General features: G+C 39.8%; 18 protein-coding genes and 1 pseudogene. 6 read left to right on the top strand and 13 right to left on the bottom strand.

The window, feature by feature from the left end; all coding sequences use genetic code 11:
* Positions 1–81: 81 nt before the first annotated feature.
* From CYP84_RS10275 to CYP84_RS10225, 11 genes are all read right to left on the bottom strand, one after another.
* A complete protein-coding gene (locus tag CYP84_RS10275; RefSeq protein WP_103637464.1) occupies positions 82–1,716 on the bottom strand; it encodes a multidrug ABC transporter permease/ATP-binding protein in 1,635 nt (544 codons plus the stop codon).
* Positions 1,716–3,080, bottom strand: coding sequence for a coproporphyrinogen III oxidase family protein (locus CYP84_RS10270; protein WP_103637463.1), 1,365 nt, complete (start codon positions 3,078–3,080; stop codon positions 1,716–1,718). Before CYP84_RS10270 ends, CYP84_RS10275 begins: the two co-directional genes overlap by 1 nt.
* Before the next feature lie 186 nt (positions 3,081–3,266).
* Entirely contained in the window at positions 3,267–4,586 is a 1,320-nt protein-coding gene (locus CYP84_RS10265) for a hypothetical protein (RefSeq protein ID WP_103637462.1), read from the bottom strand.
* Between the two features lie 34 nt (positions 4,587–4,620).
* Positions 4,621–5,412 carry a DUF2314 domain-containing protein gene (locus CYP84_RS10260; RefSeq protein WP_103637461.1) on the bottom strand — a complete coding sequence of 264 codons (792 nt, stop codon included), beginning with the start codon at positions 5,410–5,412 and terminating at the stop codon, positions 4,621–4,623.
* Positions 5,413–5,739: 327 nt separating this feature from the next.
* The gene (locus CYP84_RS10255) at positions 5,740–6,237 is read right to left on the bottom strand and encodes a YajQ family cyclic di-GMP-binding protein (protein ID WP_103637460.1); all 498 of its coding nucleotides are present in this window, start codon (positions 6,235–6,237) and stop codon (positions 5,740–5,742) included.
* A 3-nt stretch (positions 6,238–6,240) separates the two neighbouring features.
* The gene (locus tag CYP84_RS10250; RefSeq protein WP_103637459.1) at positions 6,241–7,170 is read right to left on the bottom strand and encodes a D-2-hydroxyacid dehydrogenase; all 930 of its coding nucleotides are present in this window, start codon (positions 7,168–7,170) and stop codon (positions 6,241–6,243) included.
* 2 nt (positions 7,171–7,172) lie between these two features.
* Positions 7,173–8,354 (bottom strand): glutathionylspermidine synthase family protein, encoded by a 1,182-nt coding sequence (locus CYP84_RS10245; protein WP_103637458.1) that lies wholly within the window; start codon positions 8,352–8,354, stop codon positions 7,173–7,175.
* A gap of 2 nt (positions 8,355–8,356) precedes the next feature.
* Positions 8,357–8,974 carry a UPF0323 family lipoprotein gene (locus tag CYP84_RS10240; RefSeq protein WP_103581498.1) on the bottom strand — a complete coding sequence of 206 codons (618 nt, stop codon included), beginning with the start codon at positions 8,972–8,974 and terminating at the stop codon, positions 8,357–8,359.
* Positions 8,971–9,603: a DNA-binding protein gene (locus CYP84_RS10235; protein ID WP_103614777.1), complete on the bottom strand. Its 633-nt coding sequence runs from the start codon at positions 9,601–9,603 to the stop codon at positions 8,971–8,973. The genes CYP84_RS10240 and CYP84_RS10235 overlap by 4 nt, the downstream gene beginning before the upstream one ends.
* A 103-nt stretch (positions 9,604–9,706) precedes the next feature.
* Complete coding sequence (gene rpsU / locus CYP84_RS10230) at positions 9,707–9,919, bottom strand: 30S ribosomal protein S21 (RefSeq protein ID WP_009294994.1); 213 nt, start codon at positions 9,917–9,919, stop codon at positions 9,707–9,709.
* 58 nt (positions 9,920–9,977) lie between these two features.
* Positions 9,978–11,453, bottom strand: a complete 1,476-nt coding sequence (locus CYP84_RS10225) for an FAD-dependent oxidoreductase (protein WP_103637457.1) — start codon at positions 11,451–11,453, stop codon at positions 9,978–9,980.
* Between the two features lie 104 nt (positions 11,454–11,557).
* Between CYP84_RS10225 and ccoG the strand changes: the two genes are divergently transcribed.
* The 6 genes from ccoG (at position 11,558) to CYP84_RS10195 (ending at position 19,565) form a co-directional block, all read left to right on the top strand.
* Positions 11,558–12,883 carry a cytochrome c oxidase accessory protein CcoG gene (gene ccoG, locus CYP84_RS10220; RefSeq protein ID WP_103614778.1) on the top strand — a complete coding sequence of 442 codons (1,326 nt, stop codon included), beginning with the start codon at positions 11,558–11,560 and terminating at the stop codon, positions 12,881–12,883.
* A 30-nt stretch (positions 12,884–12,913) separates the two neighbouring features.
* On the top strand, positions 12,914–13,540 hold the full coding sequence (locus tag CYP84_RS10215; protein WP_103614779.1) for a TetR/AcrR family transcriptional regulator: 627 nt from the start codon (positions 12,914–12,916) through the stop codon (positions 13,538–13,540).
* Between the two features lie 107 nt (positions 13,541–13,647).
* A complete protein-coding gene (locus CYP84_RS10210) occupies positions 13,648–14,808 on the top strand; it encodes an efflux RND transporter periplasmic adaptor subunit (protein ID WP_103637456.1) in 1,161 nt (386 codons plus the stop codon).
* A gap of 10 nt (positions 14,809–14,818) precedes the next feature.
* Entirely contained in the window at positions 14,819–17,944 is a 3,126-nt protein-coding gene (locus CYP84_RS10205; RefSeq protein WP_103637455.1) for an efflux RND transporter permease subunit, read from the top strand.
* Positions 17,934–19,316, top strand: a complete 1,383-nt coding sequence (locus CYP84_RS10200; protein WP_103637454.1) for an efflux transporter outer membrane subunit — start codon at positions 17,934–17,936, stop codon at positions 19,314–19,316. The genes CYP84_RS10205 and CYP84_RS10200 overlap by 11 nt, the downstream gene beginning before the upstream one ends.
* Positions 19,317–19,337: 21 nt before the next feature.
* A complete protein-coding gene (locus tag CYP84_RS10195) occupies positions 19,338–19,565 on the top strand; it encodes a hypothetical protein (protein ID WP_004318043.1) in 228 nt (75 codons plus the stop codon).
* Between the two features lie 128 nt (positions 19,566–19,693).
* Here CYP84_RS10195 and aqpZ read toward each other — a convergent pair whose 3' ends face one another.
* Together aqpZ and CYP84_RS10845 are read right to left on the bottom strand one after the other, a co-directional pair.
* A complete protein-coding gene (gene aqpZ, locus CYP84_RS10190; protein WP_103637453.1) occupies positions 19,694–20,401 on the bottom strand; it encodes an aquaporin Z in 708 nt (235 codons plus the stop codon).
* A gap of 97 nt (positions 20,402–20,498) precedes the next feature.
* Positions 20,499–22,535: pseudogene (locus tag CYP84_RS10845) on the bottom strand (hypothetical protein); the annotation flags it as partial.

Below are 22,535 nucleotides of genomic sequence, written 5' to 3'. Positions count from 1 at the left end.
ATTCTACTAAATTTAAATTTATTTGATCTTGAAATAGCTCAAGAGTAGCGATGTAAATCTCTTTTTGTGTAAAAAATACTCTTATTTTATCTTTTCCACAGCGTCTTTTGCGGCACTTATGCGCTCAGCCTCATCAAGCTCGCGCACAAAACCATCTTTAACTAAAATGATCCTAGTTGCCACGTCAAAGTAGCTATCATCGTGGCTTACAGCGATGACGCTCACACCCTTGCTTTGCAAAAACGGCAAAATTTCTTTATAAAATTTACGCTTAAATAATGGGTCTTGATCGGCCGCCCACTCATCAAGGATAAGGATAGAGCGGCGCTCTAATATGGCTATTAGCAGGCTTAGGCGCTTTCTCTGGCCGGTTGAGAGCTGCGTGGTGCTAAGTTTATTATCCACCACACTTACCTTTTTATCTATCTCAAGCAGAGCCAAGAGCCCCTCTATATCGCTTTGGCTGGCAAAGCCATCACGAGAGAGCGTTTGCGAAAATAGATAAAAATCAGCAAAGATGGCGCTTATTTTGGCTTGATAGCTTTGTAAATTTGCCTCATCTATCTTTGTGCTATCAAGGTAAATTTCGCCGCTACTTGGGCGGATAAGTCCACAAAGGATGTTTATAAGCGTGCTTTTGCCGCTGCCATTTTTACCGATGATAAATGTTATCTCACCGCGTTTGATCTCTAAATTTACATCTTTTAGGCTAAATTTGCCGTGGTCGTAGTTGAAATTTATATCCTTTAGCCTGATGCTTTGCCACTCATCGCTTAGGCTATCATCAAATTTAAAGCCTTCTTTAAATTCATTTAAATTTAAACTCATGATCTTTTCTAAGCTCACCTTTGCGCTAAGTGCGGCTGGTATGGAGCCAACCATACTCATAAATGAGCCTCTTAAAAATAGTATCGTAAGGCTTATACTAAGTGCTGTTTGCAGGCTTGCCCAGTCAAATGCCACGCATAAAAATACACAAAGTCCGACTGAGCCAAGGAGCATCACGTTTGTGAAATTATCACTTAGTGCGTGAAATACGTCAGCTTTTACCATGCTTTGGCGCTTCTTGTCGCCTGTCAAATTTAGCTCATCAAAGCAAATTTGCGCTCTTGCTCTGTTTAGACTAAGCTCTCTATGACCCTCAACGATGTCATCATAGTGCCTTTGAAGCGCGTCATCTTGCGTCCTTGAGTCTTTAAAGTAAAAGTGGATCTTTTTCATCAAAAACGTGTTTATAAAAAGCGTCGCACCGATCCAAACGGCTAGAAATATAAAAACTTTTGGCGCGATCACGCAAAGATAGATGCTAGCGCAGATGATGAAAACTAGGCTTTGTATGAAGCCAGTAGCGCTCATAAAGGCAAATGTGATCGTTTTTATGTCGTTGTTTAGACTTGCTATGATCTTTGCCTTGCCGATCTCGTTTATCAAGCTATTTGGCGTGTCTAAAATTTGCTTTACGCTTTGATATCTAAGCTCATAGATAAATTTATGTCCAAAATTTGTGAGCGAGATGTTTGCAGCGATGGCACTTAGAAAAAAGAGAAGCAAAACAACTATAAATTTAACCGCCAAGGGAGCGTTAAATTCTTTTAAATTTACAAGTTCGTTGTTTATAAAAGAGAGCGTCCAGACGCCAAGCCCGCTAAAGGCAAGCGTCAGGATCACTATTTTGATTATTGAAAAAAGATTGCTTTTTATTAAATTTACAAGCATTACATGGCAGCACGTGGCTGGATGATGTTTTGATCAAATTTTTGCTCGGTATTTTCACTCATGATGTGAAGCACCTTGCTGCGTTTGATCTTCGCGTCATCCTTAAATATCGCGCGCACTTTATCCATGCCAGCATAGAAGTCGCGCATGAGCACGACGCAGATGTATTTGCCAAAAAATGTTGGCTTGATAACGCCATTTTCTTCGTAGATCGCATTTACAAGTTTTAGCAAGCTAAGCTCGACAAATAGGTCTTTGTTGATGTTTGCATCGTTTTGCTCATTATAGGTTTTGATATCCACGGCGCCGTCAAAAAGCCTTGTTAAAAATGTATATTTTAGTCTCTCTTTTTTGCTAAATGCGCATTTTGCGATGACTGGGCTTTGTCTATCTTTGACTTTTCTGCCGTAGTCAAGTAGGTTAAAGGCATTTATCACAAGCTCGCCGTTTAAGAAGCTAAACGCGCCACTACCAACGCCCACGTACTCTAAATTTGAGCCTACATATTCGTCGCGAAGGTCTGCGCTTTTTTCGTTTGAAAATGCCCAGGCATTGCTTTGCTTGTAGCCGCCTTTAGCAAATTCACTCACTATGATCTCGTAAAATTCGCGCTCGTTATCGACGTTTGAGACGCCAAGTGCGCGAGCGATGTTTTCTCTTGTTAGTTCTGATTTCATGAGCGGATAGAAGGTGATTTGCTGTGGGGAGATCGATTTTGCAGTGTTTATGTCGTTTATTAGCTGCTCTTTTGTTTGATTTGGCAGGTTAAAGATGAGATCTAGGCTTATGACTGGTATCTTGCCGATAGCCTGCTCTATCTTTCTTTTTGTCTCCTCAGCCGAGCCAAATTTATCATATCTGCCAACCCTTTTTAAGGTCTCGTTATCAAAGCTTTGCACGCCTACGCTTAAGCGGTCGATGAGGCCGTCAAAGCGGCTGAGGCTCTCTGGCGAGATGTGATTTGGGTCGCTCTCAGCTGAGACATCTTCGATACTAAATAGATCTTTTGCGAGTTTTAGCGTTTTTTCAAGCTCTGGCTCGTTTATAAGCGTCGTGCCACCACCCACATAAAGCGATGTAAAGTCAAAGCCAGCCTCCTTTATCTGCCTCATCTCCTCGCGTAAATTTTCAAAGTAAATTTTGGCAAGCTCCTGCTCGTAGTGGTACTTATGAAACGAGCAATACGGGCAAAATGTGTGACAAAACGGCACGTGAGCGTATAGCATGTACTTTTTGTCTTTTTTTGGAGTTTTGGTGTAAGTCGTGTTTAAAATGTCTATGTTAAATTCGTTATATAGCGATTTTTGTATAGAATTATGAGCGTAATTTACAGCAAAACTCTCAACAATATTTTTAAAAATCATAATTAATCGCCTTAAATAAGTTAGTTTTAATTTAGTCCATTAGGATAGCCAAATTTTAATAAATTTAGCCTTGTAGTAACGTAAATTTTGAGTAAAAAATGCAATCATTTTTTAAATTTTTCATTTTTACAAACCTGCGATTTTTACATATCTTGCTCGCTTTTGCTCTATAAATTTATGCTTAGCCTACTTTTCTTTAGCCCTTGATATGACCTTGCTTGAGTCAAGCTCAAATTTCACTCCGTCTCTTGTCTGAAGATAGTAAAATTTACCGATATTGCAAAGTGATTTTATACCATAAATTTTAACTGCTTTCTCATCTATCTCACAAGGCATTTGCTCTTTGTCTTTTGCATCACAAAGTGAGCTTGGTAGCGCCTTTAACGCACTTTTATCCACAAGTAAAAATTTATAATCCACGTCGCCTATGTTAAAGGTTTTTGCTGTGTATTTTATAAATAAAAGCGAGTTTGAAACGATCATAAGAGTGAGTGCAGCGTAAAATACAAACGAAAAGTCCTTGGTTTCTTTGATGCTTGAAACGCCTAGCATAAACGAGAGCATGAATGAGCAAAAGAGTATCCAAAGTGCTAAAAACCCGCCATTTTTTAAGATAATAACTGAAACTATAAAGAGTAAAATCATGAGAAATGACAGAAGATAGATGATAAATTTTGATCTATCTTTAAAGAAAACTGCCAAATTTACTCCAACGTAGGAAAGTAAAAACATCGACAAAATAGTGCTCCAGCCGTAGTTTAGCTTGTAGCCTGCAAAGGCCAAAATGGCAAAAGAGATGAGCGTTAAAAAATAGATAAAATTTGAGCTATAAAAAAATAGAAATTTTGGCTTTTTAAATTTATACTTTTTATCGTCGTTTTGGTACAAAAATGAGACAAAAACGAGGACTAATATCTCAAAAACAGTGACAAATGCGATCGCGCAAAATAGCAAGATGCCTGTAAATATCATCTCCGAGCTATCTAAACTCGGAAAATATCGGGTCTCAAAACCAAAATATAAAAAGTAGCAAAGCACGCTGACGACTGGGACGATGAAATTTGAGTGCTTGAAGAAATTTGTAGCGCACTCTTTTATGAAATTTGCCTTTAAATTTGCCGAGTGCTCGCCCAAATGGCTCTCGAAAAACGAGTTTAAAAGTAGCTCATTTTTGACTTTTTCAAGCTCCTCTGGCTCTCTTGAGAGCGCCTTTTTGTAAATTTCGTAGTTTTGCTCGCCAAAGTCCTTTATGATCTCATCTTTGATATCCAAAATGACAAGAGTGATCTGCTCTTTTATCTCGCCAAGCCTTTTTGAAACTTCATTAAAATTTGTCCTATTTAACCTATCAAAAAGGTCTTTTCCTTCATTTAAAAGTGCGATCAAACGCGCTTGTTTGCTGCTTCTTATCTCGCAGTTTGAAAAATTTGCCTTTAAGAAATTTACAAATTTTTTAGCGTTTTTAACGCTCTCATCTTTTTCATCTAAAATGTCTTGGTAGCTCAAATTTCGCCTCTTTCTACTAAATTTACAAATTTAACTACCTAAGCACCTTTGCGATGTGCTCCCAGCCCAAATTCTCAGCAAAATCAGCCGCCGTTTTGCCACTTTTAGTGCGAGCATTTTTATCAGCGCCGTATTTTAGCAAGAGATTTACAAGGTTTAAATTCCCAGCGATCGCCTCGTGGTGGAGCTGTGTATATCCAAACTCATCGGCATCCGTGGCTACGCTTGGGTGCTCTTTTGCGTAGTTTTCAAACTGCTCGGTCATATTTTTACTCATCGGATGCTCGATCAAATTTTCTGGGTGCTCTTTTTGCTCGAAAACTACCAAAATGTCTTTAAAATCGCCAAAATCAAGTCCCCAAGCCGCGTCATGCTCGGCTAGCTCATCTTTTTGCATACGTGAGCGCATCGCCTGCACGCTAAATCCGCCGTATGCTCGCCCACCTATGGCAAAGAGCCAGTCGCTCATATCGGTAAATTTTGCGCTTATTTGATCGCCAACTTTGACGTTTTGCACGCTATCTGGCTCATTTACGAGCGTGCCATATATCGTCTCTCCGTCAAATTCAACGTCATTTACCCACATGTGCTCGCCAACTTCTTCGCCGTTTATGGTGTCAAGAAAGCAAATTTTAACCATCGCATAATCAAGCATAGGTGCGATCCTGCGGCGCTCCCAGTAAAGCTCACGCCAAAAATACTTAAAGCTCTCTCTAGCTTGCTCAAATGCGCGCTGCATATAGTCTTCGTCGCTACTTACAAAATAGATCGGCATCTGCTCGCCAAGGTCTATTTGCTTACCAAGTATTTTCTTAAAAAAGCCCATTTTTACCCCTTTTTAGAATTTAGATATATCAAATTTAAATAAAACGATAAGGCGAAATTTCATCCATGAATACGCCAAATTTTAGATACAAAATCATGCGAAATTTCGCAAATTTATCCAAGCAACTTACCAAATTTTAACATGAAAATCATGCGACGTTTTCGCAAAATTAGGCGAGGCGATTTAAATTTTTGTGACGGGAGTTACCGAATTGGTAATGACCGAGCAAAAATTTGAATCAACGACGCATAATAAAGCGAAAATATGCGATATAGCCTGCGGAGTGAGAATTTTTCTAGCTCATTTAAAGGCACTCACGAGAAGCCATTACTTTAGGTTTTTAAAGCTTATCGGGAGTTCTGGGTTTAGCCCCCTAACCAGCTTTATACACTCCTGCAGATCGTCTATGCTTTTGCTTGTCACTCTGATCTCTTCGCCCCTGATCTGCGCGCTAACCTTGATCTTTGAGTCCTTGATCGCTTTGGTGATCTTTTTTGAGTTTTCACTATCAAGCGTATCATTTAGCTTTAGCGTCGCTTTTAAATTTCCCCCGCTCGCTGGCTCTCTTTTTATCTCTGTGATCGCCACTGGTGGGATGTTGCGCTTGATGAGCTTTGAGATCACGATGTCTTTTAGCGCGTCGATCTTGTTATCGCTTGAGCTAAGAAGCGTGATAAATTTCTCCTTTTCATTTAGCTCTACTTCAGCCGCAAGCCCCTTAAAGTCATACCTTGCTGCGATCTCTTTTTTAGCCGTCTCAAGAGCGTTTTTAACCTCCATCATATCGACCTCGGCGCTTATATCAAAGCTATGTTCGCTTGCCATTTTCTATCCTTTTATAAATTCTTCTATATTTTTAACCATGAGTGAGATCAGCCGTTTTCTAGCCTCCAAGCTGCCCCATGCCACGTGCGGGGTGATTAGTAAATTTTCTTTGTTTTTTACATTTAAAAATGGGCTATTTTCGCTCATTGGCTCACTTTCTAAAACGTCGGTGCCAAAACGCAGGTTTCTCTCATCTATCGCCCTTGCCATCGCAGCTTCATCAACTATGCCGCCGCGTCCTAAATTTAGCACTATCGCATCATCTTTTAGCAAATTTATCTCGTTTGTGCCTAGTAAATTTCTAGTCTTTTCATTTAGCGGTGCGTGGATGCTGATGATGTCGCTGCTTCTTAGTAGCTCGTCTAAGCTTTTTTGCGCAAATTCACTATTTTTATTTGCTCCGCTTGTCGAGTAGTAGCTCACGTTAGCGCCAAATGCACGTGCTGCTGCCGCCACGCCGCGTCCTATCTCGCCAAGTCCGATGATGCCAAACTCTTTGCCAGCGATCTCGCTGATATCTGCGCCAAGATAGGTGAAAATTTCGCTTTTCACCCACTCGCCACTTTTTACGTAGTGATCATAAAATTTGATGCGGTTTGTTAGCTCAAAAAGCAAGGCAAACGTATGCTGCACAACGCTTGGGGTTGAGTAGCCAGCGACGTTTTTAACAGCTATGTTTTTAGCTTTTGCATGCTCCAGATCGACATTGTTCATGCCAGTTGCACTTATGCAGATAAGCTTTAAATTTAGCGCGTCCATCACGGCTTCGTCGATGATGACCTTGTTTGTGATGACGACATCAACGCCCTTTAGACGTGGCACGACCTCTTCGCTTTTAGTTTTTTGGTAGCTGATAAACTCGCCAAATTTCTTAAAAACACTAAGATCTACGTTTTCTCCCAGCGTTGCCGCGTCCAAACAAACGATCTTCATCTTTAGTCCTTAATAAAATGCCCTACAAATTTAGAGTAGTTATCTAAAATTTTGCCGCCCTTTCTATATCCAAGCGCGCACGCTTCATAAGCGTAAAATACCCCTGCTTGGTAGCTCTCGCCCCTCTCATCTTGATTAAACTCGTAAAATTCTTGATAGATGGCTTTGTTTGAGTCGTATTCGCCATCACTGCTTGCTATTTGTGTGCCGTTTTCATCGTATATCGAGACGTTTGCACCTTCTCTGCCAAATACCGGCTTTTTCACATATTTTTTGCCATTTAGCGGCTCATTTGAGGTTTCAAGCAAGAGTGGGTGATTAGGATATAGATCCCAAAGGATTTTTAAGATCCCTTTGCTTTGGAAAAGTAGCGTATAGGCTGGATTTATGATGATAGCTTTTTGATTTTTGACGATGTTTGAAAGTATAAGAGCCAGCTCGCCCTCATCGATCGCTATGCTCTCCCAAGGAACAAGCTTGAACCAATACTCGAAATTTTCATCATTTTTAAAAATGCCCTCATTATCGTCAAAAACGACCTCATCAACGTAGGCAAAGTCTGTTTTAAAGCCAGCCTCTTTTGCGATGTATTGCAGTAGTTTTACGGTCTGCTCATCCTCGATGCTGCCTGCGATGCTGCTAAATAGTATCCCCCAGCCCTCGTAAAGCTCGTCAAAGTCCGCATCCTCGTCGCCAAGCGTGATAAGGCGTTTGAAATTTTGCTTTAGCGACTCGTAAAGGTCGTTAAACTGGGCTGCTTCGTCCATGTGATTTAGCTTTAGCATCGCCCACTGGATGATCGCCGTCTCAAAAACTGCCGTTGGCGTGTCGGCGTTAAACTCAATGAGCTTTATAGGCTTACCATCAAGCCCGCCAGCTAGGTCAAACCTGCCGTAAAGGTGCCAGTGAACGTCATTTTCCCAGCTATTTTTTATAATATCAACAAGGTTAAATGGTATGCCTATCTCGTGAAAAAGGTTGTTGTCGATCACGTGTTGAGCGGCATTTACATACATATCATATAGCTCGTTTGCCGCCTCGTAGTAGGCATTTGCCTCTTTTTCGCTTACTTGCACGATCTCATCAGCGATATACGAGCTGTTGTCGTTATCCGTGTGCCATGCAAAGCCGATCTTCTCCATAAATTCGTTATTTAATGGGGTGATTTTTCTTAAATTTATCATTTTCAGCCTCCAAAGCTTGATGAGCCAGAGCTTGACTTTGAGCCACCACCGAAAAATCCGCTCTTGCCACCGCTGCTTCTTGCAGCAGAATTTGCCGCTTTTTGCTTATTAAAGCTATCCACACTTCTTGTATAGGCACTTGGATTTTTATATGTGCTTTGGCGATTTGCTTGGAAATTTTGGTTGCCAAAGAGCTTACTGCCTATCCAGCTACCAAGTATCGCGCCAGCTGCTGAGGCAAGGATCGTCTCGCCAAGGCTTAGCCCGCCGCTACTTAGCTGTGCGTCGCTAGTTCTTGTCAAATTTGAAGTGTTATTGTCGATCTTTGCGTTTGCTTGAGCTAGAAGCTTATCGATCTCATCTTTGCTTAGCACGCGCTCAGTGCCGTTCATATCTTTTAGCACGACCCTAGTTTCGGTGCTTGGATACTCTTCTAAGATTTTATAAACGCCAGGCGCGCTCTCTTCGATGATGACAAAGGCACCGTTTTTTTGTGCAACTTCGTTTAATGCGTTTTCGTTACCGCCATCGTCGCTTCCGCAACCAGCAAGTCCAGCCATGATAATGGCACCAAATCCCCCAACCGCAGCATAAGTTGCTATCTTTTTAATGTGTTTCATATCTCTCCTATCAACTCTTTTAAATTTTTATGTCTTCTAACAAGTATCACGCCGCGTTTAAATTTGATAAATTTGGAGTGATGTATCGCTTTTATTATCTTTTCACTGATCTTTTTTGTCGCTTTTGGCTTTAAATTTAACTCCTTTAGATATTCGCTTAAATTTATCCATTTTGACTCGTCCTCTATCTGCGCATCTATCGCCACTTCACTTGCGGCACTTTCGTTTTTAGGCGCTAAAAGTGGCCTCTGCATAGCATTTAGAAACTGCATGAGCTTCTCGTCTCTGTCCTTGTAAATTTGCAAAATTTCATTTTTGCGCTCGATAAGCATCTGCTCTTTTTCTTTAAAAAGCCTATCTTTATCGGCTTGCAAATTTAAATTTAAGCTCTTTAGTTCATTTAGCTCATTTAACAAATAGCTTACAAACTCGTCGTTTTGGGGTTTAGTTTTTGTGCTTTTTGAAGCGGTTTTTGCGGGTTTTTCGCTACTTGGCTCCTCGTCAAGGATGACAAATTTAGTGCCATTTTCAATGACTGTTTTTAACGAGCCTCGGCGGATTCTATTATAGACTGCTTCTTTTGTTATGCCTAAAATTTCTGCAGCTTCATTTACAGCTAGCTTTTGCATCGGATTTCCGTTTAAAATAAAATAAAAAAATTGCTTTGATTATAAAAAAATAAGGCTAAAAGAAGAGTTAAACAAAGAGAGCAAAGCCCTCTTTGTCTTGGTTTTAGAGTCTTGACTCGTAGCGTCTAAGCATATAAAGACGTTTAAGCATTTTCTTGCGAGCTGCAATTTTTTGTTTCTTGCGGATCTCAGTTTTAGGCTCAAAGAAGCGTCTAGCTCTTGCTTCAGTGACGACTAAATTACGGTCAGTTTGTTTTTTAAACTTTCTGTAACCCTCGTCAAATGACTCGTTAGGATGCACCTTAATACCAGGCAACGTCCTCACCACCTTTCAGATTAAAATAAGCCGTGAGTATAGTTTAACTTTCATAAATTTAAGCTTTCAAAATATGCTCAGCAGCTATCAAGCCAGAGCTAATGCAGTCTGGCGTAGAGCAGCTCGTAAGCCTTGCATAGCCGTGAATTCCGCCTGTTGCTTCGCCTATGGCATATAAATTTTTAATGGGCATATTGTCTTTTAAAGCTAAAACTTCAAAGTTTAAACTAACTCTAACTCCGCCTGGTGTATAGCTTATGCCAGGAGCTGCTAGCATCGCATAAAACGGAGCTTTTGAGATAGTATTTACCTTGCTTAGATCTTTTTTAAAGTCACCATCATCTTTTTTCTCTATATTTTCATTATATCGCTTGATCTCACTGTTTAAAACCTCTAAATTTAGCCCAAATTCCTTTGCTAGCTCGTCTAAATTTTGAAATTTCTTCATCTTTCCATCTTCCACAAATTTGTTTAGTCTTTTTGGATCGTGGCTGCTTCCAAAACCGACTTCATCGAAGATTATCACTGCAAATTTATCTGAGTTGTTATCTTGCATATTTTCTAAAATTTTATCCGATAAGCCCTGCCTATCGCCATCTTCGTTCATAAACCTTTTTGAGTTTTTACCATCGACTATCATTGAAAAGATGAGATCTTCGGTTGGGATTCCAAAGGAGTACCTGCCAAGACTTAGCTGAATAGGCGTTGCTCCAGCTGCTAGCATCATCTTTAAAGCACCAGCTGTTGCGCCTGGATTTGAAGGTGTTTTAGCAAGAGCTAATCTTGGATTTTGAGCAGCTTTAAATGCTTTATCTGCCGAATATCCACCGCTTGCAAAGATGACAGCTTTATTTGCTTTGTAAAATTTGCTATCGCCTGTTGTGTTTTGTATGTCATCATCAGCCAAGCTCTTATCAAATTTATACTCTTCTCTCACCTTTAAACCTGCTACCTTGCCACTATCATCAAATATAATTTCTTCAGCCTTTACACGCTTAAGATTTGCCCCGCCTTTGCTTTCAAAGTGCGAATTTAAAGTCTGAACAAATGCTCCACCACCGCCCTCTGTCTCTAAGCTTCTGGCTACGCTATGTCCGCCAAGATGTTTTAGCTTGTTAGCAAATTTAACGCCCCTTGCCTTTACAAATTCATACGATCGTTTCGAATTTTCAGCTATGCGTAGAGATTGTGCAACGTCGTTAAAACCCTTACCTGCTTTGTTTAGATCTTTGACAAAAAGTTCTATGGAGTCTTTTACGCCAGCATTTACCTGTTCGTCTGATCCAACGCATGCAAAGTCAAGCTGTGAAATGACCGAGTTGCCGCCAAGTCTTGACATCTTTTCAATCAGCGCTACCTTTAGCCCAGCCTCTGCTAAAACTATACCAGCAACATTTGCGCTAAGTCCGCTACCAACGATAAGCACGTCAAATTCTTTATCCCATTTTGGCTCATTTTGTGACGCCTCTAAATTTAAAGCAGCTAGTGTTGTGGCTACTAAACTTGTCTTTATAAATTTTCGTCTAGAAATCATGCACGCTCCTTTAATAAATTTGTAAAAACATACCTGATAAAAAGGGCAAAAAAGGGTTTAAAGTTGTTTTAATGTATAATCACAAAAAATCAAAAAGGCTCACCATGTCAAAGGATATCCATATTAGCTACGCCAAGAGGCGTTACATTTTTTTCGCCTGTATCACGCTATTTGTATTTATCTTGCCATTTATCAGGATAAATGACGCGCAACTATTTTTGCTGAGCTTTGATAAGAGCAGAGTTGATCTATTTTTTACAAAATTTGACATGCAAGAGCTATATTTGCTGCCGTTTTTGTTTATCACTTTGTTCTTAAGCATATTTTTCTTAACGACGCTTGCAGGGCGCGTCTGGTGCGGTTGGAGCTGTCCGCAGACCATTTTTAGAACGCTCTTTCGTGACCTTTTGCAAACTAAAATTTTAAAGATCAGAAAAAATATCCAAAACAAACAAAATGAGCCACAAGGTCAAATTTTTAAGCGTGCATTAGCAGTTGGAATTTGGTGCGTTTTAGCCCTTATCATAGCTGCAAATTTTATGTGGTTTTTTGTGCCGCCATTTGAGTTTTTAGCCTATATAAGCGAGCCAAGCGAACATAAAATTTTACTTGCATTTTGGCTTAGCATCGCTGCTTGGCTAGTCTATGACGTGGTCATTTTAAAAGAAAATTTCTGCGTCTATGTCTGCCCGTATGCGAGGGTGCAGTCAGTTATGTTTGATAGCGACACGATCCAAGTCATCTACAATCAAAAACGAGGCGGCGTTATATTTGATGGCAAAGAGAAATTTAAAAAGCCAAAAGAAGAAGGCGCACTTTGCACTGGATGTGAGGCCTGCGTGAGGATATGTCCGACGCATATAGATATAAGAAAGGGCATGCAGCTTGAGTGCATAAACTGCCTTGAGTGTAGCGATGCGTGCGTTAAGGTGATGAGGCACTTTAACGAAAGCTCGCTTATAGAGTGGAGAAGCATAAATTCTCAAAATGAAAATAAAAAGGTGAAAATTTTTAGATTTAGAACAGTTGCTTATCTTGTCATTTTGTGCGTAGTTTTGGTAGTTGCGGCGCTGATGAGTGGTAAAAAAGAGAGCATGCTTTTAAATATAAATAGAACTAGCGAGCTTTACAAGGTTTTAGATCAAGGTGAGGTTGAAAATTCTTATGTATTTTTAGTGCAAAATACCCAAAGCAAGGATCATAAATTTTACTTTGAGATAGATGATAAAAGCATAGAAATTTCTCGTCCAAATAAGCCTTTTACACTAAAAGCTGGCGCAAAGCAAAAGGTCATCGTCACGCTAAAATCAAAAAATGAAAACACAAGCGAAAAAGATCTTTTAAAACATATAAATATAAAAGCTTACGCCACTGACGAACCAACTATCAGCGTGCAAAGAGCCAGCACCTTTATCTATCCTAAAAGATGATAAAATGGCAAAAATTTAGTGGGAAGTAAAATGGCGATCTCAGAAAAAGGCAAAAAAAGATACGAACTCATCGTAAAAACGGCGCTTGATCTATTTTTAAAAAATGGCTACGAAAAGACAAGCCTTAGCGATATCGTGGCGATAAGCGGCGGCTCGCTTGCTAGCATTTACACATTTTTCGAGAACAAAGAGGGGCTTTTTAAGGCGATCATCGAGCAAGAGATAGATGACTTTATAAAAGAGATCGATGAGAAGATAGATCTTAAAATTTCTCATAGTTTAGAGGAGTTTTTAACCAAATTTGCAACCATCATCTTCTCCATCGTCTGCACCAAAAAAAGCGTCTTGCTTAGCAGGACTATGATAAGCGAGAGCTCTAAAAATGGTGGCAAGCTTGGCAGGGCATTTTTAGATCAAATTTTAAATAGGATCGATCTTGTGCTTATAAATTTCTTTGAAAGAGATGAGATAAAAGCACAGCTTAATCCAAAATTTCCAGCCAAATTTGCCGCAAAGTGCTTTATGAAAAATGTAATTGGTCTTTATTACTTCGACTCGCTTATGATAAACAAAGAGCCAAAACTAAGCAAAAAAGAGCGTGAAGAGCACGTTGCTTTGTGCGTGGAGCTATTTTTAAATGGCATTATTAAGAAGTAGAATTGACTTTTAATTTATTTTTGGTTATATTCATGGCATTTAAAATTTTGTAATGAAAATTACAAAACTAAACTTGGGATTAAAATTTAAAATTAAGAGGGGTTTTTATGTTGAAATTTAAAAGTTTTCTTGTGCTTTCAGCTGCCGTTTTTTTGCTTTCTGGCTGCTTTGAAAGTGGCGACAAAAAGGCTGCTGCAGGCCGCCAGATGCCGACATCTCATGTTGATATTTTCGTTGCACAAAAAGCAGATGTGCCTATTAGCTTTGACTACACAGCCACAGTTACTAGCCCCCAAGACGTCATCATCTATCCAAAAGTTAGCGGCACGATCATAAAGCAGTTTTTTAAGCCTGGCGATAAGGTCAAGGCTGGAGAGAAGCTATTTCTCATAGATCCAGAGAAATATCAAGCTAGCTACGACTCACTTGACGCAGCCGTTGGCGTGGCAAATGCAAATTTAAAAAATGCCGAGACTGAGTTTAAAAGAATTTCTGCCCTTTATAAGAAAAATGCAGTCTCTCAAAAAGACTACGACGCAGCCGTTGCAGCTTATGATATCGCAAATGCAAATTTAGTAAGCGCAAAAGCAAATTTAAAAAGTGCAAAAATAGATCTAGGCTACACAAGTATAGTAGCTCCATTTGACGGCGTAGTGGGCGATAATAAAGTCGATGTTGGCTCACTTGTAGTAGCAAGCCAAACACAGCTTGTAAGACTAACTAAGATAAATCCGATCGAAGCTGACTTTTACATCGCAGACGTGGATAATCTAAGTAGAAAAGCAAATTTAGATAGTGGCGCTTGGCAGCAACTAAATAGCGAGGCTGTTTTAAATTTAAACAATGAAGATTTCACTGGCAAAGTGACATTTATAGATAACGTCGTAAATACCGCAACTGGCAGCGTTTTGGCAAAGGCTAGCTTTGATAATAGTGAAGGTAAAATTTTACCAGGTGCGTTTGGTCATATAAAGATGAGTGGATTTGTTCAAAAAAATGCCTTTAATATCCCACAAGTTGCCCTTCAACAAAGTGCTACAAACACTTATGTTTTAGTCGTAAAAGATGGCAAAGTAGGCCAAAAAAATGTAAAAACAGGATATCAAACAAAAGATATGATCGTTGTGACTGAGGGTCTTGAGGAGGGCGATAAGATAATAGTTAGTAACTTCCTTAAAATCGGAGTTGGCGCACCAGTTGAAACTGATAAAGACCTAAGTGCAGAATTTATAAACGGCAAAGATGCAAACGCTACAAGTAGCAAGTAAAGGCAGATAGATGTTTTCAAGATTTTTCATAAACCGCCCGATATTTGCAACTGTTATATCTATCATCATAGTTATAGCAGGTTTTATGGGTATCAAGGGGCTTCCGATAGAGGAGTATCCAAGTCTTACTCCGCCTACTGTCTCTGTAAGTGCGACATATAGCGGTGCTGATGCGCAGACGATCGCTGACTCAGTCGCAAGTGCGATCGAAGATCAGATAAATGGTGTTGAAAATATGCTTTATATGCAAAGCACCTCAAGCTCAGCAGGTACTATGAATATAAGCGTATATTTTAAGATCGGCTCATCAGCAAAGCAAGCAACGATCGATGTAAATAACCGCGTGCAAGCTGCCCTTTCAAGATTGCCTCAAGAGGTGCAAAGCATGGGTGTAACGGTGCGCGAAAGAAGTGGCTCGATCCTTCAAGTAGTTGGCTTTACAAGTCCAAATATGAACCAAGTTGAGCTATATAACTATGTAAATTTAAACATCGCTGATGAGATCAAAAGGGTAAATGGCATCGGTGACACAGTGCTAATTGGCAACAAAGAGTATTCGATGAGAATTTGGCTAAAGCCAGACAGACTTGCTCAGTTTAAACTAACTCCAAGCGACGTCATCTCTCAAGTAAGAATTCAAAACTCACAATACGCCGCTGGCAAGATCGGCGAGCAGCCATCAAAAGGTGAAAATCCTTATGTTTATTCAGTAGTTTCTGAAGGTCGTTTTAAAGATCCAAAGCAGTTTGGTGAAATTTTGATAAAAAGTGATGACGGCACAGTCGTCAAGCTAAAAGAGGTCGCCACAGTCGAGCTCGGAGCTGCTAGCTACGCATCTGAAGCTATGCTAAATGGCAAGCCAGCAGTGCCACTTTTGCTATTTTTGCAAAATGATGCAAACGCACTTGCAACGGCTGAAGCGGTCAAAGCAAAGCTTGAAGAGCTAAAGAAAACCTACCCAGTTGGCCTAGAGCACACGATAGCTTATAATCCAACTGAATTTATCACCGTCTCAATAGACGAAGTTATAAAAACTTTCGTAGAAGCGATGGTGTTAGTTCTTATCGTAATGTACTTCTTCTTAAAGAGCTTTAGAGCTACCATCATACCGATGCTTGCTGTGCCAGTCTCTATCATAGGCACATTTGGCGGGCTTTATGTGATGGGCTTTAGTATAAATTTGATAACACTTTTTGCCCTGATCCTAGCCATCGGTATCGTCGTGGATGACGCGATCATCGTTATAGAAAACGTCGAGAGAATTTTGCATGAAGATAAAGAGATAAGCGTAAAAGACGCGACATTTAAGGCGATGGAGGAGGTGCAAACTCCGGTCATCTCTATCGTGCTAGTGCTTTGCGCAGTTTTCGTGCCAGTTTCATTTATGGAGGGCTTTGTTGGCGTTATACAAAAGCAGTTTGCGCTAACACTTGTCGTTGCTGTTTGTATCTCGGGCTTTGTCGCTCTTACTCTTACGCCAGCGCTTTGTGCGGTTATGCTTAAGAAGCAAGAGAACAAGCCATTTTGGATAGTTCAGAAATTTAACGACTTCTTTGACTTTAGCACTAGGCTCTTTACAGCTGGCGTGGCAAAAATTTTAAAACACGTCATTATCAGCTTTATAGTCATTGGCATAATGGGATTTGCAACGTATGGCTTATTTCAAAAGGTGCCAAAAGGACTTGTACCTTCAGAAGATAAGGGCGCTTTGATGGTTATCACCTCGCTTCCCCCTTCAACAAATATGCTAAAGACTAAAGAAGAGGTAAAATCTATCAGCAACGCCATTTTAAGCAATCCAAATGTCGAATTTACCATGGGCTTTGCAGGCTATGATATGCTAGCTAGCTCACTTAGAGAAAACTCAGCCATTAGCTTTATAAAGCTAAAAGACTGGAGCGAGAGAAAAGGTGCAACTGACGGCGCAGATGCTTTGGTAGGTCAGTTTAACGGCATGCTTTGGGGCTCTAAAAACTCGATGACCTTCGTCGTAAACGTGCCACCTATCATGGGTCTATCAATGACTGGTGGCTTTGAGATGTATCTACAAAACAAAAGTGGCAAAAGCTACAACGAGATAGAAGCAGACGCTAGAAAGGTGACCGCGGCAGCAAATGCAAGACCTGAGCTAACTGGCGTAAGAACGACGCTTGAGACGAACTACCGCCAGTTTAAGATAACTGTTGATAAAGAGAAAGCAAAGCTATTTGGCGTAAGCGAGAGTGAAATTTTTAGCACGATAGCGGCTACTTTTGGCTCTTACTATATAAACGACTTCAACCTTGCTGGTAAATCTTACCGCGTATATGCAAGGGCGAGCGATAACTTTAGAAACAACCCTGAGGATCTAAGAAAGATTTTCGTCCGCTCAAATGAGGGCGAGATGGTGCCATTAAATTCAGTAGCGACGCTTACAAGATCGATCGGACCTGATATCGTTGATAGATTTAACCTCTTTCCAGCGGCTAAGATCATGGGCGATCCAAAACCTGGCTACACATCAGGTGATGCGATAAGAGCGATCCAAGAGGTCGTAAATGACACGCTAAGCAGCGACGACTACGCTATAAGCTGGGCAGGAACTGCGTATCAAGAGGTAAATTCTCAAGGAACAGGCACGGTTGCCTTTATCTTTGGTATGGTCTTTGTCTTCTTGATCCTTGCTGCTCAGTACGAAAGATGGCTCATCCCACTAGCAGTCATCACAGCCGTGCCGTTTGCGGTATTTGGCTCGTTGCTAGCTGTTTGGATAAGAGGGTTAACAAACGACATCTACTTTGAGATCGGTCTTTTGCTACTCATCGGTCTGGCGGCCAAAAACGCCATCTTGATCGTAGAATTTGCTATGCAAGAGCGTGAGAGCGGAAAGAGCATATTTGAATCAGCCGTAAATGCGGCCAAACTTCGCTTTAGACCTATCGTTATGACATCTATCGCATTTACGCTTGGCGTTTTCCCAATGGTTATAAGCACAGGCGCAGGCGCTGCATCTCGCCACTCACTAGGAACTGGCGTGGTTGGTGGCATGATCGCATCAACAACGATAGCGATATTTTTCGTGCCTATGTTTTACTATTTGCTTGAAAATTTAAATGAAAAATACTGGAAAAAGGGAGCAAAAAAAGATGAGAAATAAGGCCTTTATACTTATAACAACGGCGTTTTTGGCTGGTTGCTCGTTTCGCCCAGATATGCCAAACGTGGATACAAATTTCACCTCGACATACACTTTCGAGACAAGCGATATAAGAGATCTTTGGTGGAAGGAATTTCACGATGAAAATTTAAATTCTCTAGTCGAAAGTGCGCTTGAGAAAAATACAAATTTACGCATTGCATATTTAAATTTGCAAAAAGCAAAGGCAAGCCTTGGCATTGCTGAGGCTGATTTGCTACCGGGGGTAAATTTAAATGTAAGTTATACCAAAGCAAAAACCAGTGGTGAAACTTACACTGGGCAGCCTCAAACACGCTATAGAAGCTCGAGCATAAATTTAGGGCTAAACTACGAGATAGATCTTTGGGGTAGAGTACGAAATAGCGTGCTTGCAGCTAATGAAAATTTAAATGCGAGCAAATTTGACTATGATAGCGCCAGACTAAGCCTTAGCTCAAGTGTGGCAAAAAGCTACTTTGCTCTAGTATCGCTAAACATGCAAGAAGCGGTACTAAAAGAGACACTAAAGACCTACGAAGATACGTTAGCACTTCGAAAGACGCAGCTTGATCTTGGTGGCATAAATGAGATGACCTATCTGCAAAGTAAAGCTGAGGTTGAAAGGGCAAAGACTAGCCTAACTTCAGTGCTAAACTCTAAGTCGCAAGCGCTTACTTCGCTAGCCATCCTAACTGGCAAGAGCAACGATGAAATTTTAAAAGGAGCCGTTGCTAGTGCGCAAAATTTACCAAGCTCACCCGAGATAAAGGCTGGCATCAGCTCAGATGTTTTGCTTAGAAGAAGCGACGTGGCAAAGGCGCTAGCAGATCTAAAAGCTACAAATGCCCTTGTAGGAGTGGCAAAGGCTGATTATTTTCCTACGATCTCACTTACCGGACTTTTGGGCTTTACAAGTATTGATTTTGAAAATATATTTGTAGGAAATGCCAATACTTGGAATATAGGTGGCTCTTTAGCGCAAAAAATATTTGACTATGGCAGGACAAAAAACAACGTCCGCGTTGCTGAGACAAACGAGCAAATCGCGGCCGTCACTTACGAAGCGACTGTTAGATCAGCACTTGGTGAGGTTAGAGATGCCCTTATATCAAGGCAAAACGCAAAGCTCTCTTTGGATCAGGTAAAAAATTTGCTACAATCGCAGCAAAAAATTTATTCGCTTGCTAAAGATCAGTATAACGCTGGCTACATCGGACACCTAGAGCTTCTTGATGCACAGAGAAATTTGCTTCAAGCAAAGCTTCAAGATATCTCAGCTAAGCTTGATGAGGTAGATAGCGCGGTTGAAGTTTACAGAGCACTTGGCGGCGGATTTAAAGTAGATAAATAAACTCAAAAAGGAGAAAAGTTGATGACTAAGATTTTAAATTTTTTATTTTCTTGGGGATTTTTTGTTTTTGCTATCGCTCTTGGCGTAGCATTATGGTTTGCGATAAATTACGTGGATACCATTAGGCTTGAGTCAAGCTTTTATGATATCGGCGAGATATTTATGATGGCAGCTGTCTTTGGTATCGTTTTTTACCTTATCGCAGCGATATTTGTTATACCTATTAGGGCGATGACAAAAAAGGCCTAAATCCTCTTTTCATCTAAGAATTAAATTTCTTAGATGATCCCTCAAAATATCTTATAAATTTCTTTTTACTTATTTAAATTTGAAAGAGTAGAAAGGGCGAAGATCGCCCCTTGAAGCATAAAATTTGATTATTTTGCGCTTTTGCAGCCGCATGTGCAGCCTAAAATTCTATAAATGATAGCTCCGATGATAGCTCCAACGATAGGCGCAACCCAGAAAAGCCAAAGCTGCTCTAACGCCCAAGTACCTTGAAATATCGCAACGCCAGTTGAGCGAGCTGGATTAACCGATGTGTTTGTGATAGGTATCGAGATAAGGTGGATAAGTGTCAAACCAAGGCCAATAGCGATCGGTGCAAAGCCTTTTGGCGCACGCTCATCAGTCGCACCTAGGATGATGATAAGGAAAAACGCAGTTAGGACTATCTCTGCAACAAGTGCTGAGACTAGACTGTAGCCATTTGGTGAGTGCTCTCCGTATCCGTTGCTAGCAAAACCGCTTGCAGCAGCGTCAAATCCAGCCTTGCCTGAAGCGATAAGATATAGCACAGCAGCAGCTGCGATCGCTCCGATAACTTGTGCGATGACGTAAGGCACTAGATCTTTTTTATCAAATCTTCCGCCAACTAGCAAGCCAACTGAGACAGCAGGATTGAAGTGGCCGCCACTGATGTGACCAACTGCATAAGCCATCGTAAGAACTGTAAGACCAAAAGCAAGCGCAACACCTACAAATCCAATACCAAGCTCTGGAAAAGCTGCTGCAAATATCGCACTACCGCAACCTCCAAAAACTAACCAAAATGTGCCAAAAAACTCGGCTAAATATCTCTTCATTTTCTCCCTTTTAGGTAAATTAAAAGGGGCGATTTTAGCAAAAACGTGTGACATTACAAAATATTGTAAAGATAAAGTTTTGTATAAATTTGAAAGTCTAGGCTTTTATATCAACCCTTCCATGAGTTTTACCATATCTCGTCGTATATCTTGGTGCTTTTAGATATGCAAAAAACACTAATGTACTATCGCCTTCTTTTAGCTTATCCAGTAGCTTTTGATCTTTTATATCAGTTTGTGGAGTGAAGCTTATCTCTTTGCCTTTAAATTTCTCTCCCTCCAGCTTTATGTCATTTGCTACAAAATTTGACTTTACTTCTTTGTTATACTCGCCTTGCTTGATAATTTTATAAGACCAATTCACCTCTTTATAATTATCATCACCCTTATTTGGCTTATAGACAGCTTTTAAATTTATAGTGTCTTGTATGGTTGTTTGATCTATGTTTTGTATATCTACGACTACGCCGGTTATATTATTTGCCACCTCAATAAGTGAAGTTTTTAGATCATATGTGATACTACCTTCTGCTTTTTTCTTTGCCTCAAGTGATATAACGCCATTATCACTCATGCTATGGATATCGCTAGTTGAGTAGTCTTTACTTAGATCACGGTAGGCTAATATAAATTTAGTTGTTCTTTTAAAGACACTTTGGTCTTTATCAAGGATGAGATTTATATTAAATTTAGCCGTGTATGAGTTTTTATCTGCTTCATCATTATCATTTTTCTCAAGTGAGCAAGAGCGATATACCCTTTTGTCTTCGCAGTTATGCAAATAAATTTCTTTGATATCACTGCTATTTAAATTTTCATCAGTGATTATTAGATTTTTTACTATGAGATTACAATTTCCACTATTTGTAGTTGGTTTGCTCTCTTCTTTATCTGCTAGTTTTAGCCTTGCATCAAACATGGCTGAGGATTTATCGCTTCTTAGGCTAAAGCCATTTTCTTTAGCAAAATTTAGCAGGTTAAAGTTTAGATTATTAAAGAAATTTAAAGTTACTTTGGAGCCATCATAAGAGTATTTTTTATCTTGTGATATAAATTTATTGTTGCTATCTTTGTAAAGCGTGACATCTCCGCTTGTCGCTGAATCTACAAATTTTATATCTTCTTCTTTGCTGTTTGCTTCGTATGGGTTAAATTTATAGTTAGTTAGTATAAGCTTACTTTCATCTTTACTTCCTTGTGGGTTTAAATTTATACAGTCTAGGTATGTCTTATCTGCCAAGATGATGGTAAGTTTTGTATTTTTAGGCTGATATGGCGCTATGATCTGCGCTGAATAATAGGGGCATATCAGTAAAATTTCTTCATTATCGCCCGCTTTAAACTCAGAATTTTCTTCTCGCTTTTTTAACGCTTTGTTTATCTTTGAGATGTTGTTAGTTCCATCAGAGCTTATGCTAACTACATAGATATTATTTAAGGAGAAACTCTTAGATAGCATATAATTTATTTTTTTACAAAATGGTTCAAAAATCACTATATCAAAATCATTTAATGATTTTTGAAATTCAAGCAAGGTTTGTTTGCTGTCTTCATAGTTTGATAAGCTTTTGTATTTATCATTATTAGACCAAGAGTGTGGCAAATTTAGTATAGAAAAGAGATCAAGTGCTGCTTCAAACGATAAGTCATTTGGATTTATAGCGCCTTCTTTTTCAATAGACTTGGATATATCTATTATTGTTAAGAATTTATGCTTAAAAAATTTAAATACATCACTGCCGTAAAAACCACCGATAATTGCTCCCGCCGTGGCACCGACTATAGAACCGATAGGACCCAAGAAGATACCAGTAGTAGCACCTAATGCTGCACTGGTTAAATATGATGTAATAACAGTTCCAATAACATCTTCCATGCTTTTATCAGGATTACCGTTTTTGTCAAATACTCCGTTTATAACACCATCAACTACTGAAAATATCTTTCCGTATGGTGTTGTGTTGGCAGCACTATTTGCTATTTTTATTCCATAGTCAAGCAAGCCACTTGTAAAAGCTAAATACCCACTAAATGTTGCTAATGCATAGGTTCTACTATTCTCAAAATTTTCTTTGCTAGCATTTTTATCAACGTAATTGACTACAGTTATTGTATAGTCGGCAGTATTGTTATT

Origin of the sequence: Campylobacter concisus (assembly GCF_002912425.1) — a bacterium.
GTDB classification, from domain to species: domain Bacteria; phylum Campylobacterota; class Campylobacteria; order Campylobacterales; family Campylobacteraceae; genus Campylobacter_A; species Campylobacter_A concisus_AH.
This window is presented reverse-complemented; position numbering and strand designations above follow the sequence as displayed.